A 16,462-nucleotide genomic window follows, 5' to 3' on the forward strand; every position below is an offset into this window, starting at 1 on the left:
GGAGGACAAGGAAGACAAGGAGGACAAGGCCCAGAAGAAAAGCTTTTCGTTTCAACCAACTACTTATGACCACACCCAGCTATAGTAGCCCCGAAATAAGCTATTACGCATCTAAATCCAATACAAAGACGGGCTTTCCTGCCCATCCCACAAGAAGTTCAGAAAAACTGACGGTCATTTTAGATGCGTGTTAAGAATTGACAAGAGCCGGAACTTTCGGATTGAGCAAATCTGCGATCGCATCCAAAAGTTCATCTTCTCGATACGGCTTCGTGAAGTAACCGACAGCCCCCATTTCTAGGGAAATGAGGCGATGTTTTTCACCCCGGCGAGAAGTCAGCATTACCACAGGCACCTTAGCTAAATCTGGCTCTTGACGACGATGATTTAAAAATTCAAAACCATTCATCGAAGGCATTTCAATATCGCAAATTACCAATTCGATCGCTCGATTTTGGCGCATTTGCTGTAATGCCTCAGCACCATTTTGCGCTTGTAATACTTGGTAGCCCGCTCTTTGCAACAGTAATGCCAGAGTTTGTCGCACGCTAATCGAATCATCTACCACCAAAATTTTAGGTGAAGAAGATGGGAGGTGAAGCGGGGGAGAGGGGGCAAAAGGTAGCGCGGGAGTATTTTCCCTTTCCCTCTTCCCACTCTCCTGCTGTACAAGTTTGTCAAATAAGCGATCGACTAAAGCAGTACCATCAATAATAAGCGTGAGGCGACCATCGGCTAAAGTGCTACCACCATAAACATAGCTCGGAGGTGCGATCGCTTTACCCAAAGGTCTGATCACCAGTTCTTGTTCGCCCAAGATTTGGTCAACTTCCAACCCCAAAAGTTCCTGATTCTGGCGTAGCAGCAGCAACGGACTATAACCAGAGACTTGGGAATGGGAAGTATAACCAAGCAAATCTGCCATATTATACACAGGCACCATAGATTGAGAGTTGCCCGTACTCCAGCGCAAAACTTTTTGACCTTCCAGTTGCTGAATTTGGGCAGATTTAGGGATGATTATCTGTTCCACAGCATCGGATAGCAGCGCATAAACAGCACCACCCGCCTCACAAACCATCAACTTTGCCATCGTTAAAGTGAGCGGGAACTGTAGAGAAAATGTAGTTCCCCGCTCCGGTTCGGAGTAAACAGTAACTGAGCCAGAAACGGCTTGCATTTGGGAACGAACAACATTCAAACCAATACCGCGACCGGAAAGTTCGCTAACTTGGGATACGGTGGAAAATCCCGGCTCAAATAATAAATCCAATACCGCATTCTCAGATAAACTGTTAGCCTTTTCGGCAGACATCCAATTCAGTTCAACAGCACGCCGACGGATGCGATCTAAATCTAGTCCCTGCCCATCATCGCTAACTTCAATTATTGTTTGATTTCCCCGATGATAGGCGCGAATTTCAACGTTACCTGTTTCTGGTTTCCCTCGCCGACAGCGAATTTCAGGAGACTCTATGCCGTGATCGAAAGCATTACGCACTAAATGCAGTAGGGGATCGTACAGCTTCTCTGCCAGCGCCCTATCCACCAGCACATCTGTACCTTGCAGTGTCAGTTCTACTGGTTTGCGATGAGCTGTCGCCAATTGTTCCAAGAGTCGGGGGAAGCGGCTGAAAATTTCCCCAACAGGCAACATTTGTGCCTCTCTCATGTCATCTTGGACGTTATTCAACAGGCGTCGTTGTTTTTCAATAATTTGACTGGATTGCCTTGCTAATATGTCTGTTGAATCTGTGGCCTCTTCTAGTTGGACAATTTCTTCTATGGCTGACTGCAACAGTATGTGAAGTTCGCTGTAGGTATCCAATTCCAAGGAATCAAAACTAGAGCTAAATTCAGATTTCAAATTTGAGATTGCCGATGGAATTTTTCCTTTGCCAATTTGCAATTTAAAATTTGAAATCTGCCATTTTGCACTTTGACGTTCTTGAGAACTAAATATTTGATCGGACCAGTCGCGCAGTTCACCCATAGTTTGCTGGTGCCGTCGCAAGCGCAAGCGCGATCGGACCACAGATTCTTGAATTTGTTCGGCAATGTTAGCCAGCCGATTTTGGTTAATCAACAATTCACCCGCCAAGTGACTCAGGCGTTTTAGCAGTTCTAAGTCTACTCGTACAGATGAGCCAACCGATTTTGGATTTTGGATTTTGGATTTTGGATTGATGAATTGGGAATTGAGAATTGGCAATTGGGAATCTTCCCGATTTTCCAGGCTTTCTCGCTCATTTGCAACATCGGTTAGGATTGTATCTATTAGCTGCTTTTCAGGTGAGTTTATCTCAGCACTAGACTCCCTAGAATCGGTTGTGACGCTGCCAAAAATATCTTCCAGGCTAGGGTCTAAAGATATTTCTGAAAAATCTACAGTAGTATCTATTTCAATAATTGTTTCTGAATCATCCAGAAAGCTAGAAAATTGATCTGACTCAGAAAAAATAGATTCTTCATTTTCTTCTTCTCCCCCACTCCCCCGCTCCCCCGCTCCCCCACTCCCCTGCTCGTCTGCTCCCGAAGCTACTCCTGCTGACAGAATTGTCCCAGCTAGCTGTTGCAAGGTAAAGGAGGGTTCTCCACCACTGGTCCGATCGCCTGCTATTACAGCCGCCCACCCTTGCCAAAAATCCGTCAGCGCTACCTTAGCAATAGTGGCTGCCTGTTTTGGATGAAGATCTAAAGCGGCAAGCGTTTTTTGCGCGATCGCACCAAACCCCGGTAAATTTAGAGATTCCGCCAAGCCTACAAAAATTTCCGCCTGTTCTCGTAAAGCTGGATCTACCTGCCACGGCTTGCAATTATTTAAAACATCTGCTAATTCTTCCAGCCGTTGTTTCACACCAACTTCAAAAATAGATTTAGTAATATCAAATCCCAGTTCAAGTGAAGTTGGAATATGAGTTTCTCGACCAAAATAATCTCCCAATTTTTCTTGCAATTGTGCAAAAACATAAACCGTCCGATCCAAAACTTCACTATCATTCACATAACCGCCTTGGATCTCCAGCATCAAAGGTAAGCGCAGACACTCGTACCCCTGAAGCAACAGCGTTTCCAACTCCGTATCAATCACCAAATCGGGGTTATAAAGAGCCTTAAATACATCCTCCAAATGGTGAGCTACGGTTTTAATTGTCTCTAAACCCATATTAGCCGCAGCACCTTTGAGAGTATGGGTTGTCCGCATCAGACTATGGACTTTAACAAGGCTGTAATCTGACTTTAAAGTCAGCAACTCTTGCTCCATCGCTTGTAACAGTTCCGGTGCTTCTGTAACAAAGTATTGATAGCCTTGTTCGCGGATAGTAGTGTCAATGCTCATAACTTTTGGGATTTGGAATTTTAGATTTCAAATTTAAAGAGATTTCAAATTTTAGATTTTAGATTTCAAATTTTAATTAAGAAAATCTGAAATCTCAAATTAATTAAATCTTGCACTTTCAGCCTTTGCCTAAGATGTCCGGTTGCATCGTTAGTGTAAGAGTGATATCGTCAAATTGTCTGTTTTCATCGTAGGTTAATTTTTACCGCAGATAAAGAAGGATGAACGCAGATGAACGCAGATATGAGAAGAATTGAAAGAGATTTCAAATTTTAGATTTCAGAATTTATTAATTTTAAATTTTAAATCTGAAATCTAAAATCTCAAATCTGCAATTAGTTGACTTTGAATCGTCCGACACTAGCCTGCAAATCTTCTGCCATTGTTAGTAACTCTTTGAAGGAAGCTGAAATATTCAGAGAATCCGCAGAAGTTTTGTTTGCGATCGCAGCCACATTCGTCATCGTTTCAGTCACAGACTGAGATTGCTGAGTTTGCAACTGAGTCGCCTGAGTAATCCCCTCTACCAACTTTTGAATTTGTGCCGTCGCCGTCACGATTTCATTCAAACTCTGGCGACTTTCATTGACCAGATGAGTACCTTGCACCACCTGTTGGATGCCGGTATCCATCGCTATTACGACTTCACCAGTTTCCGATTGAATTTCCTGCACCAGCTGCTCGATTTCAGTTGTTGCTCCTGCCGACTGACGAGCCAGACTACGCACTTCATCCGCTACCACAGCAAACCCCTTACCGTATTCTCCCGCTCTCGTAGCTTCGATCGCAGCATTCAAAGCCAGCAAGTTAGTTTGAGTAGCCAAATCCCGAATCAAATTCACCACTTTCGAGATTTTTTGCGATGATTCGCTCAGGCGCTTAATTTTCTTACCAGTTGTCGCCACCGTTTCCCGAATCGTGATGATTTCCTCCACCGTGCGGTTCATCGCTGCATCGCCAACTCGCACAGTTTGGTTAGCTTGCTTTACCGCAACTTCCACCTGAGCCGCGTTGGTTGCTACCGCTTGGGTAGAATCTACCATCGCCTTAACCTGTCCGAGAGCCTGGGTGAGTTCCTGGAACTGATTCTGCGATTCCTTAGAGAGTACCTCAATCGACAAACCGCTCACCTGAGAAGTCTGTTGCACCTTTCCAGCCGCAGCCTGCACCTGAATGAGGATTTTGCGTAAGCTTTGAATCATGTTATTGTAAGCATCCGCGATCGTCCCCACCTCATCGGTTGTGATCGGAAGTCGTCCAGTCAAGTCACCCTTCAAAGTCGGCTGAATAGCACCCAACAACTGAATAGCTCGTTGTTGCAACAGCTCTTTTGCTTCCTTCTCCCGTTTTGCCGCCGTAGCCAATTGCTCAGATTGCTCCTTAACTTGTTCCACATATTTGGCTTGTCGCAAAGCCACACCCATTTGGATACCAACTTGAGCCAGCAAGTTCACCTCAGAATCTTCCCACAGACGAACATCTGAGTGTTGATAAGCAGCTAGCAAACCCCAAAGCGTATCGCCCAAAAAGATCGGCACGATAATATAAGCTTTGATCTCATAATGCTCCAGCATTTCGACGTGACAGCGAGACAAACCGGCTTTGGTGACATCATCAGCTTTGGAGTGAATATCTTCGACGGCAAACTTTTGATTGTTGCGATATCGACCGCCTTGAGTTTCTTGCAAGTGGGTATCTTCCCAAACGGTTATAAAATCGGGGCTGACCCATTTCTTCCAGCTACCGCCTACCGCCTCTGCCACAAACACCCCACTCCAGTCGGGTTGGAACTGATAAACTGCCACGCGATCGCAATTGAGCAACTGTCGCATTTCCTGGGTAGTCGTCTTGAAGATATTATTAACATCTAACGACAGCCGAATCTTGTCGATAACTTTAGTTAGCGTTTGCTCCCGTTGTGCTACCTCACCCAGTTTGTCAGATTTTGCCCGCAATTGTTTGATGCTTTCGCTTTGCAACAAGGCTACTCCTAATTGAGTGCCAATCTGAGTCAGCAAATTCACCTCAGACTCTTCCCAATGACGAGAACCTGTGTTTTGATAAGCACCAACTAAGCCCCAAAGCTTTTCTCCTGCAAAAATCGGCACAAGTATGTAGGCTTTGGCTTCAAATTGCTCCAAAAGTTCTATGTAGCAATCAGGAAAACCTGCCTTGTAGACATCATCAACTACGAAATTGTGGCGTTCGTGGCGATGTCCTCCTCTAGTTTGCTGCAAATAAGTATCGGCAACTCTGAATTTGGCTCCCTTTCGTTGTAGCGTACCGCCATAATCAACAATGTCGTCTACGTAGTGGTTATCATCTGAATGATTGTTTACTAGACTCGACCAGCCGGTAGCAACGGATTCGGCCATGAATGTACCGCTCCAATCTGGATTGAAGTGATAAATTACTACTCGATCTGCACTTAACAACCGTCGGATTTGTTGAGTAGTTGTTTTGAAAATTGTGTCGATGTCCTGGGAATTCTGAATCTTATCGGCAATGGATTGTCCAACTTTACCGATAATCTGAATAAAGTTTTTCTCCCGTTCGGCTACAACCGTTAACTGTTCGGATTTATCTTTCAGTTGTTGCAGGTAGTTCGCTTGACCCAAAGCAACCCCAAATTGAGCGGCAATTCGCTTGGCAAAATCAATTTCATGGGTTTGCCACTGACGCGGGCCATTGCACTGGTGAATGCAAAGCAATCCCCACAATTCTTCTCCGTTTATTAAGGGCACAATTAAGTTAGCTCGGATTTGAAATTGGGCGAGTAACTCAACGTGACATTCGGACATTCCCGAATTGTGGATATCAGCAACTGCTTGGATTCTACCCTGCCGATATAGAGGCGCAAACTGTTCTCCAAATAAGTGGTCGCGTACCTTTAATCCCAATGTTGAAGTGTAGCTAGATAGGACATCCTCGGAGATAAATTCTCCTTCGTCAAAGCCTTTTTCAGGAAAGAAGCGAAACACTGCCACGCGATCGGCATTTATTAGCTGTCTGACTTCTCGGCTAGTTGATTTAAATAGGGTATCCAGATCCTGGGATTGCCGGATGCGACTGATAACTTTGTTCAAGGTTTGCTCTTGTTCTACCTGACGTTGCAACTGCACGCGGAATTCATGCGGCTGCATAATCATGGAGAGTTCTATAGCAATCTGATAAACTAAGTTGATTTCTGTTTCCAGCCAATGACGGGTTGTACTGCACTGTTGTACTACCAGCAAACCCCATACTTTTTCATCCATCAATAGGGGTATGCTTAAGGTTGCTTTTACTTGCAGATTCTCCCGCAACTGCATTTGAGAAAGGGTGATTTCGTTGGCAGAAATATCATCAATTGCTACAACTTGCCTAGTTAAATAATCTGAGGCCCGATCGGCCCCAAAACAACTGCTGGCAAAACTTTGTCCCAAGGATGAAGTCAATTCTCGCTCGCTTGCTTCTGCTACGACGACCCCAAAGCTATCCCCGTTGAAGCGATAGATCAATACGCGATCGGCTTGGAGGTTTTTCCGCACTTCCATGACGGCAGTTCTTAGTTTGCTATCTACGTCTGGTGCTTGGCGAATTGTCGATGCGATCGCAAATAATTTCTCTCGCTCGCTCTTAAATTGTGCTTGAATGGCTGTATCCCAGGTGGCTTTAAATTTTTGCTCTACGCTTGCCACCAAACTTTCTATCCGCAGCACTTTATTTTGGAATTCCGGTGTTTTCCATACGACGGATTTTTCTAAGTCTGATTTTAAGCTACCCAATGCTGTAGCGATTATGCGGATAGGGGAGCTGCCATTGATCTGGGTCCGATCGCCTTTATTACCGTTAGTTTCTTGTTCGGTTTGATTATTTTGGTAGTACGCAGTCATTGATTAAGCCTCAGTCAATCGATTTTAGATTTTGGATTTTGGATTTTATTAACCAGGATTTACGCAAAAACCTTGCTTTTGCAACCCGTACCCCAAATCTGGGGGGGGAGACAAGCTTAAGTCCTATTAACTTTGAAATTTCTTCCAAAGAGGAGCTTGTGCTAGCGCTTCAGCATTAAGTACCATCAAAACTTCGTTATTCGGTGCAACTAAGTAACCCTGCAAATAAGGCATTATTTCGGGAGAGAACAATCCTATAGAAGGGACTTGTATTTGTTGAATATCATGCAATTCGATATCGCTTATTTGCGAAACCACTAATCCTAGATATTGGTCGTTTATTTGGATCGCGATCGCCATCAAATCCCCCCCAACTACCCCCTTACCAACAGAAGGTTCGCACAAGGCTGGAAATCCCATTAGTTGACCGATATCCACCAGCCAAAGCATCTCCCCGCGCCAGTTGTAAATCCCCAGCACGCAACTAGGCATCTGAGGAACCGGCAGAATATCAGCCCCCAATACCCGCATTACCTGGGTAATAATATTAACGGGAAGCAAAGCTTTACCTTCTGAGCCTAGCTGAAAGCGTAAAAATTTCTCTGCCTCTGCGGAAGCTGCTGCTGTACGAATAGGCGCAACACGAGTAAGCGCGGAAACCTGTTTTACAGAATCAACCATAGTTTTTCTAATGAATTTCAAATTTGAGATTTGAGATTTCAGATTGGATTGAGATTATTCAATTTGCCATCTGAAATTTGCAATTTGCAATTTTTACAACCTACTTCATTAGTTGTCGAATTGTCCGCATCAATTCTGTCTGCTCTACGGGTTTAAACAAGTAGGCATCCGCGCCTAACATATTAGCCCACATTTTGTCAACATCAGTATTTTTTGTGGAACAAATGACTACTGGAATTTGGCTGGTGTCGGGATCGCTTTTTATTTCTCGGCACAGTTCAAACCCACTTTGACCGGGCAAGACGACATCAAGAATAATCAAGTTTGGTTTGTGTGAATGCAGTTTTTCGTGAGCTTCTTCACCACTCTTGGCACTAACCACAGATAATCCCGCTTGTTGCAGGTAGGAAGTCATGACTTCCATGTCCGTCAAGCTATCTTCAACGACTAATACTGTACTCATAGAATCCTCTAAAATGACGATTGTTAAGCTGTCAGTTGTCAGTTGTCAGTTGTCAGTTGTCAGTTGTCAGTTGTCAGTTGTAATTAATTATTTTTTGACTTTTGACTTTTGACTTTTGACTTTTGACTTTTGACTTTTGACTTTTGACTTTTGACTCTTACCTATTTACAAAGCTTGATAGTTCAACAACTGCGGTGCAGACTCTGAAAAAGATGAAGAATTTAAGTGTTTATAGAGGGCTGCCAGTACTTTTTGGGAGACTACCGGCTTAGCCAAAAAGTCAGTTGCCCCAACCATTTTGGCGCGAACTCGGTCAACTATGCCGTCATTGCCGGTGATAATAATAACGGGTGTGTTTTTAAAAGATGAAATTCTCCGGATCTGGGCACAAATTTCGTAGCCGTTAGCAACTGGCATAACCAGATCTAAGAAAATTGCATCTGGTTTGTTTTGCAGCAGCAGGGGCAAAGCTTGCATGGAATCTTTGATACTGAGAAATCCATAATTAGCTTTGTTAAGAATATCCTCCATTATTTGGCTGTCGAGTACGCTATCGTCTACGTATGCCACTAAGGGTCTACGTGATGAAACTGGCGGTTGGGGCGGTGAGGATAAGGGTCTGGCTGATGAAACTGGCGGTTGGGGCGGTGCAGTCGGGGGGATGACTGCTTCTTCTCTGCTACTTTGCTGTGGAGTTGTGGCGGTTGTGGCGATTGGGGCGGTTGGGGCGGTTGGGGCGGTTGGGGCGATTATAGGGGTTACGGCTTGTTTGGGCAAGTCCGTAATTTCTACCAATCCGATGATTTTTTTGCGGATATAGGGGAGAAGCGATCGCACCAACAAAAGTAAATCTTGCTTAATAAAGATTGACAAATCGCGCAGACTATGTTCTCCGTCAATCACCTTTACCAGGGTTTGGTAAACGCGGGGTGAAGCCAGCTTTTGCAGTTCCTCTGATTGTTTGAGTACAGGCGCAAAATTTGGAGATAAATTCCCTAAACCAGCTTTACACCAGGTTTCCCAAACCTGTTGGGACTCTTGGAGAGCTTGTGCTGGATTCATTAGGGTGAGCGACGCATCCAACACATCTTCTCGATCGATAGTGAATGTGAGCGGCTGTTTCTCCTCGTGCTGTAAAATATCGAATAATACTTCCGCTACGGCGCTCTTAATAGCAGCCACAGCTTGTTCCCCTGCGATCTTCTGCCGCCTCACCAAAACAGTCAGAACTTGATACTCCCAGTATCTAGATAGTTCTTTCTCTCGGAGGCGGACACCATTAGGAGGTATCTGGGGGCAATATTGAGTCAGAAGCCTGTTCCACCTTCTGTGCAGATGTACTCCCCCGGTAGCCCAGACAAGGCGACCAAGACAAAAGTAAAGGCTCCAAGTAGTTGCTCCCTGTATATCAAGCCTCCCAGTAAATTGCCTCTGGCTATAACTTTGAATTTGATCGCTCAGCTTGTCAGTAGCTAAATTGTTGGTAGTCATCCCGGTTCCCTAGAAGCATTTCGCCAAAAGTTAGTGTGATTTAAATTACATATTTCTATCTTACTTTTGATGGTTTATAAAAGACTAAAAGTTATAAATCTTAAAAAAGTCTTAACAAAACAACAATATCACTTTGAAAATGAGATTGCTACTTTACTATTAATTTTAAAGATGTTAATATTAAGCAATTATTAAACCTAAGTGTTTACCCTTAGATTATCGGCCCACAACACTGTTTTATAGTTAGAGGCAAGGAACTAAGATTGCAAGGGGCTAGGGGCAGAAAGGCCAAGAATGAAGAGTTTCGGAATTGAGAATGTCCTAACCGATGAGAGCGGTTGGTATAACTACAAAAATGGAAAAAACAAGGTCGGCCAAAGCTGTTTATAACAAAACAGCAACATTTTTAGTGTGGCGACAGCATATTTTGTAAAGTTTTTGAACGTAAGTTGATGCAAGACTGATAGCCTTTGTGAACTACAGATGAACACAGATGTAAATATAAATTTATCGTGAAGTATGCTGCGTAGAATCGGATTTTTCGGTATTGCTCTAAGTTTGCACCATAGACAGGGAAACGACCGATCGCGGAAATCTACCCTTTAATGCTGGCAAAACCGGACAAGGGAGTTGTTCGGTGCAATTCTCCGGTTTACTCCAGGTGAAAGGCGCTGATGACGCGGCAGACATCCACAGCAAACGTTTCGCCCGCGTCATAGCAACGTAGAGGAGACGAAACTCCTCAGCTGTCTTGAGATATCCCGCTTGTTCCCAAGCTGCGGCTACTTCTGGTAAAGGAAATTCACCGTGAAGACTAGCACGAATTTGGGCGCGGGCTACTTCTGCCAAAGTAAAGTCGCCCAGAAACTGAGAGGGTGCTGGTATCCGCAGACTACCGGGAATCATTGAGGCGTGTAAAAACGGGATAAAAACGTAGTCCCAATCTAGCCCTTTGGCTTTGTGCATCGTGATGATCGTCAGCTTACCAGGTTGAGTAAATTGGCTCTCATTGCCTTCAGTATCGACAGGTTCAAACCTTTCTGAAGTGACGATTTCGCTCAGCGCGTCCAGAGTAGCAGTCATGGAACTGTTACCCGCTGTTTGTCGGAATATCCGTTCGGCTAATTTGTCGGCGGTAGCAAGTTCGGTTTGGTCATAATTCAAAGCTAAAGCTAGGAAGGTAATCAGTTGGTAGTGGGGCAACTCAATTCTGGCGCGGAGTAACTTAGTACAGAAGCTACGCGCTTTAAGCACTACCTCTGTCTGGGGTGGGTCGAGGGGGCCGGGGTAGAGAAACTGCTCTGGTAGACTGGCGAGGGGGTTGAGGTCTTGCGGGGGTATCAGTTGACGTTCTACCAGCACTTCTAAGGCGGCTTTTAAGTGGTCGGGGGAATGGGGCCGATCGAGGAATTGCAGTAGAAAGAGGATTTCTGCTGGAACTTTTGTATAGAGAGTCTGCTGAATGACATCGAATATATCTATCTGATTTCCATATTCCTGTCTTAGCTGTTGGGCAACAAATCTTCCTTGGTCGTTTGTCCGCACTAAAACTGCTGCCGATCCTACCCCACTCTCCTTGTTAATAGGGGCTAATAATTCGATTGCTCGATCGCCAATTAGTTTGACTGTGTGATGAATGTCGTCAGGAGTATAGATTTCCAGACCGCGACCGACTGGGGCGGGGTTAGCATCGGGTTGGGGGTCGCCAGCTGTAACTGGGAGAATTTTCTGGGGGCGAAAAGGTTGGGCTGTACCTGCCAATTGGGAGTTATTTACCCAGTCGAGGACAAAGTTAGCTGCATCGATGATAATCTGGCTGCTGCGACCGGCTCGATCCATTGTCGCCAGTAGGTTTTCGGCTTTGCAGGCTTCGCAAAAGTCGCGGAAATACTTTGGATCGGCGGGAGTGAAAGTGGAGTTAATTGCCTGATTTGGGTCGCCAACTCGCACTAGATTTATTTGGGATTTTTCCGCTTGTGGGTCAGTGGCGAGAATCTCCAGTAATCTAGTCTGGAGGGGAGAGGAGTCTTGCGCTTCGTCTTCAAAGACGGCAAATACTTGGTTTTGCCAAAGACGGCGGGCGTTTTCGTTTTCGAGGACTCGCAAGGCGGCGAGAATCATTTCGTCGTAGTCGATGAAGTCGCGCGATCGCAATAAGTCCTGATAATTTTCGTATAACCCAGCTGCTAGAGCTAAAATTTCATATTCATCTCTAGTCTCGTTACTCAATTCCCACAATTTTGCAGGTAAGTAACCGGAACTTTTTGCTTCGTGAATTACCGTTTTAGCCAGTGATGGCAACACTTCTGTGCGTAAAACCGACTGACGGCGCAATCGTTCGGTTTCCTCTCCGTCAAATTGCTGTCCTTCCACCAAAACTTGATAGCGTCGGGGATTTGCGGCAATCCACCGCTCCACCGCAGTCCGAATTAAGCGGTGACTGCGATCGAGCGTGACTATGGTAACGTTATCTAAATTCAACCCAGATAGTTCTGGATGACGGTTGGCAATGTTCAGCGCTAAGCCGTGCAATGTATGGACAACAAAGCCTACTTGTGCTAACGATAATTGCTCGCGCAGATATTTGCGGATTTTGGCTTTGATATTGGCAGCAGCTGAACGGGTAAAGGTGACGACGACTAGCTGACGACGGTTATGGAGTTGGTTACGTGCGATCGCTAGAGCTGCCGCACCCGCCATCCCCGTAGATTTACCCGCACCGGGAACCGCAGAAACCGCCAGCGGGCCACCCCGCCAGTCTGCCATTTGTCTTTGTCCTTCCCGCAGACTATTACGAATAAGTTGTAAAGCTTCTTCTTTGTCAAAAGTCATAACTATAGCTAGGGGCTAAGGGCAAGAAAAGTCAAAAGTCAAAAGTCAAAAGTCAAAAAATAATTAATGACCGCTGACCACTGACAACTGACCACTGACAACTGACAACTGACCACTGACAACTGACCACTGACCACTGACAACTGACCACTGACCACTGACCACTGACCACTGACAACTGACAACTGACGACTGACCACTGACAACTGACCACTGACAACTGACTTAAAATCAGAATACAACCCACAGCATAAGAAGTTTCATGGAACTGTTGCACCAGCCGGAAGATATCGTTGCCGAACGGTATCAGATTGTCAACATTTTAGGGCAAGGTGGAACGGGGACGACCTACGAGGCAGAAGATCTGCAAACTCGTAAGCGGGTGGCGATCAAAGGGCTGTCCCTAGACCGCATGGCTGACTGGAAAGTTTTAGAATTATTTGAAAGAGAAGCCAGCGTCCTTTCCCACTTGAATCATCCCGGCATTCCTTGTTATATAGACTATTTCCAGGTGGAAACACCGAATAACCATAGTTTCTACCTCGTTCAAGAATTGGCAGAGGGCCGATCGCTCTTTTCTTTGGTGCAAAGCGGATGGCACGCAACGGAAAAGGATGTTCGGCAGCTAGCTAGCCAAATTTTAGATGTTTTGAGCTACCTGCACCAACTTACCCCACCAGTTATCCACCGCGATATCAAACCTCATAACATCGTTCGGCGCGAAGACGGACAAATATTTTTAGTGGATTTTGGTTCGGTCAAAGCCACTTATCAGAATACAATTACTGGTGGCAGTACGGTAGTCGGCACTTACGGCTATATGGCACCAGAACAGTTTCGGGGACAAGCTTTTCCCGCCACCGATCTGTATGGCTTAGGAACAACTTTACTCTATGTGCTGACGCATAAATCGCCCTCGGAATTTCCTTCTCGCCAACTCAAGATTAATTTCCGCTCTCAGCTACCATTTTCATCTGAGTTCGCAGACTGGTTGGAAAAGCTGCTGGAACCCGCAGTGGAAAACCGATTTTTGTCAGCGAAGGAAGCACTCTCGGTGCTAAAGGGTGAGGGAGTTCTCGTACCGATACACCGCCGACCCGCTGGCACTCGTGTCGCTTTTACTAAAACCCAGAAGCGTTTAGTGGCAGAACTTCCCCGGAATGGATGGGGATACAGGGATGTGTACAATTTAATTTCGGCGCTGATTTCGCTGGTAATATCATCTTTCTTCTTCTCTTTCTTCCGCTTTATTTTCTTTAGCCCATTTTTCTGGCTTTTTCCGCTTGGTGCGATTATTTTGGGGATGTTTGGGCTGGCAAAGCTCCAAGAAATCGTGTTTAAATTACTGGGTCGCACAAAACTGGAAATTGACAGACAAAACTTCCGATTGCGATGGTCGTTATTAGGAATGTTCTACCAAGTCCAGGGACGCACCCAAGACATCGATCGCGTAGAATTGAGTGAATTTGTGCGACCAGAGGATGAGTGGTATGCCAAATTCAAAGGGGAAATTCCTCAACCAAAAATAGCTTGTACCTTGGTGGAAGGAGTTCGCACTCACCGTTTCGGCTGCTGGCTAACGCCGATCGAGAAAGACTGGTTGACCCAGGAAATAGCAGCTTTCTTGAAAAAACCGCTAGCAATTCGATGAAATTATCTCGCCATTATCAGGGTTTGGCTTTAGTTCTAGTTCTGGGAACTACCCTAAGATTCTGGAATCTGGACTTCAAGCCATTGTGGTTGGATGAAGTAATTACCGCTTTGTTTACTTTGGGAAGATCTTACCATGATGTAATACTAGATGTGGTTTTTCCCGTCAACCGTCTAGAACAAATCTTTACTTTCAATCCTGCTACCAGTTGTGGGGAAATTGCCCGCACTCTTGCTACCCAGTCTACTCATCCACCCCTGTTTTTTTGTCTGATAAACGCTTGGGTAGAAAAACTCAGCACTCAGCATTCAGCACTCAGAACTGAGTTGCGATCGCTACCGGCTTTATTTGGAGTAGGTGCGATCGCAGCTGTTTACTGGCTCAATAGAGTTGCCTTTTCCCCAAAAGCCGGACTAATGGCAGCTGCTTTAATGGCTGTCTCTCCTTTTGGCGTCTACATTTCCCAAGAGGCACGTCATTATACCCTGCCGGTACTGCTGATCGCTTTATCATTATCAGCACTGATCCAAATTCAGCAAGACATTCAACGACAGAAATTGCGATCGCTCGTTTGGTTAAGTTGGGTAGCATTTAACACCATTGGTCTATACGTCCACTACTTTTTTATCCTTGCCTTACTCGCTCAGCTAGCAACCATAGTAGTGTTCTTTTATCAAGCAAAAATTAAAAGTCTTCGTTTTCGGCTTTTGGCTTTTGGCTTTTGGCTTTTACCTTTTATCTTCTTCATCCCGTGGTTGTCAGTGTTATTGGGGCATTTTGGGCGTCACGAAACCAGTTGGGTACCGCCGCCAGAGAATATTGCGCCTCTATACCAAACTCTGGCTGCTTGGTTGCTGATGGCGATCGCCTTACCTGTAGAAAACCAACCTCTGTGGATTGCGATTCCTCTCGGTTTGCTGATGCTTGTGTTTGGCAGTTGGCTGGGATGGTACGCCTTTCAAGGGGTAAGACAATTATGGCACAATTCGGCAACTCATCTGGCTACCGTGACTCTGGGGATTTTTATCCTTTTTGTGTTGTTGGAATTTTTTGCGATCGTGTATCTGTTGGGTAAGGATATCACTATTGCTCCCCGCTATAACTTTGTCTATTACCCAGCTATCTGCGCTTTACTGGGAGCCAGTCTCGTCAGTAGGGGAGCGGGGGAGCGGGGGAGCGGGAAACGATCGGCAATTTGCGATCGTCAATTTGCGATCGCCACTGTTTTATTGGTTGGTATGATCGGCAGTGTTTTTGTAGTTCATGATTGGGCTTTTCAAAAGCCATATAATCCCCAGCGAGTCGCGCAAGATATGCTAAGCGAACCAGCTTCTCCGCTTATGGTTGTGATGGGATACGACGATTCTCAGGATATGGCTTTGGGACTTAGCTTTGCTTTAGCGATTCATAAATTTGATTCAGATAAATGTAAGATAACCGCAGAAGCTTGTCCAAAATTTGCTTTTTTTAACCGATCTTCAGGCTACGATTCAGTTTGGCAAAACTTATCCCAACTACCTACACCGCCAACACTTCCGCTTTCTTTGTGGGTAGTCGCCCCAGGACTCAGACGCCGTGATTATCCTCCGCAGCTAGCACTTTCTAGCCAAGCAACTTGCAATATCGATCCCTCCGAATACCACCGCATAGGTATTCCCTATCAGCTTTATCGTTGTCAATAGTCGATCGCACTTCTTAAATTAACTAAAACTCAACCAGCTAAAAACTGTTTCCACCGTTAATTCTAACTCTATTCCCTTGAGAATCTGCAAACGATTCGATTTATAGCTAGGGACTAGGGACTAGGGGCTAGAGTAAGAAAGCTTTATTTATCAAGGGTTTCAGGAATTAAGAACGCCTTGACCGCCTTGGCGGTTGCTATAATTATCAATCTAGTTTCTAGATCCAGAAATTTATGGCTCTTTCGGAGTTGCGATGCTTTTGTTCACTTAAGAACATTTTTATTTCTTTTCTCCCCTTGGAGTAGATGGGAAACATGATCTGTATCAAGTATCCAAATTGTCATTATTTCTCTGATTATTAATAGTTTTCTAACTAAAATTCAGCAATTTCATCATCGTTAGCTAAACGCTCTTTTCTAAGACTTTCAGCAATCTCACTAAAGTCAG

9 protein-coding genes are annotated in these 16,462 nt (G+C 45.0%); 2 read left to right on the forward strand and 7 right to left on the reverse strand.

Annotation, left to right across the window (positions count from 1 at the left end):
• Positions 1-190 precede the first annotated feature (190 nt).
• From LAY57_RS16310 to LAY57_RS36775, 7 genes are all read right to left on the reverse strand, one after another.
• Positions 191-3,340, reverse strand: coding sequence for a hybrid sensor histidine kinase/response regulator (locus LAY57_RS16310; protein WP_249067841.1), 3,150 nt, complete (start codon positions 3,338-3,340; stop codon positions 191-193).
• A gap of 335 nt (positions 3,341-3,675) precedes the next feature.
• On the reverse strand, positions 3,676-7,215 hold the full coding sequence (locus LAY57_RS16315; RefSeq protein ID WP_249067842.1) for a GAF domain-containing protein: 3,540 nt from the start codon (positions 7,213-7,215) through the stop codon (positions 3,676-3,678).
• 126 nt (positions 7,216-7,341) lie between these two features.
• Entirely contained in the window at positions 7,342-7,896 is a 555-nt protein-coding gene (locus tag LAY57_RS16320) for a chemotaxis protein CheW (RefSeq protein ID WP_249067843.1), read from the reverse strand.
• 100 nt (positions 7,897-7,996) lie between these two features.
• Complete coding sequence (locus LAY57_RS16325) at positions 7,997-8,359, reverse strand: response regulator transcription factor (protein ID WP_249067844.1); 363 nt, start codon at positions 8,357-8,359, stop codon at positions 7,997-7,999.
• A 165-nt stretch (positions 8,360-8,524) separates the two neighbouring features.
• Positions 8,525-9,850 carry a response regulator gene (locus LAY57_RS16330; RefSeq protein WP_249067845.1) on the reverse strand — a complete coding sequence of 442 codons (1,326 nt, stop codon included), beginning with the start codon at positions 9,848-9,850 and terminating at the stop codon, positions 8,525-8,527.
• A 552-nt stretch (positions 9,851-10,402) separates the two neighbouring features.
• A complete protein-coding gene (locus tag LAY57_RS16335; RefSeq protein ID WP_249067846.1) occupies positions 10,403-12,682 on the reverse strand; it encodes an ATP-dependent helicase in 2,280 nt (759 codons plus the stop codon).
• Positions 12,683-12,734: 52 nt separating this feature from the next.
• Positions 12,735-12,959 (reverse strand): hypothetical protein, encoded by a 225-nt coding sequence (locus tag LAY57_RS36775; protein WP_249067847.1) that lies wholly within the window; start codon positions 12,957-12,959, stop codon positions 12,735-12,737.
• Between LAY57_RS36775 and LAY57_RS16345 the strand changes: the two genes are divergently transcribed.
• Positions 12,945-14,333: a serine/threonine protein kinase gene (locus LAY57_RS16345; protein ID WP_249067848.1), complete on the forward strand. Its 1,389-nt coding sequence runs from the start codon at positions 12,945-12,947 to the stop codon at positions 14,331-14,333. The genes LAY57_RS36775 and LAY57_RS16345 overlap by 15 nt on opposite strands.
• Positions 14,330-16,015 (forward strand): glycosyltransferase family 39 protein, encoded by a 1,686-nt coding sequence (locus LAY57_RS16350; protein WP_249067849.1) that lies wholly within the window; start codon positions 14,330-14,332, stop codon positions 16,013-16,015. The genes LAY57_RS16345 and LAY57_RS16350 overlap by 4 nt, the downstream gene beginning before the upstream one ends.
• Positions 16,016-16,462 lie beyond the last annotated feature (447 nt).

Source organism: Argonema antarcticum A004/B2 (genome assembly GCF_023333585.1).
GTDB classification, from domain to species: Bacteria; Cyanobacteriota; Cyanobacteriia; order Cyanobacteriales; family Aerosakkonemataceae; genus Argonema; species Argonema antarcticum.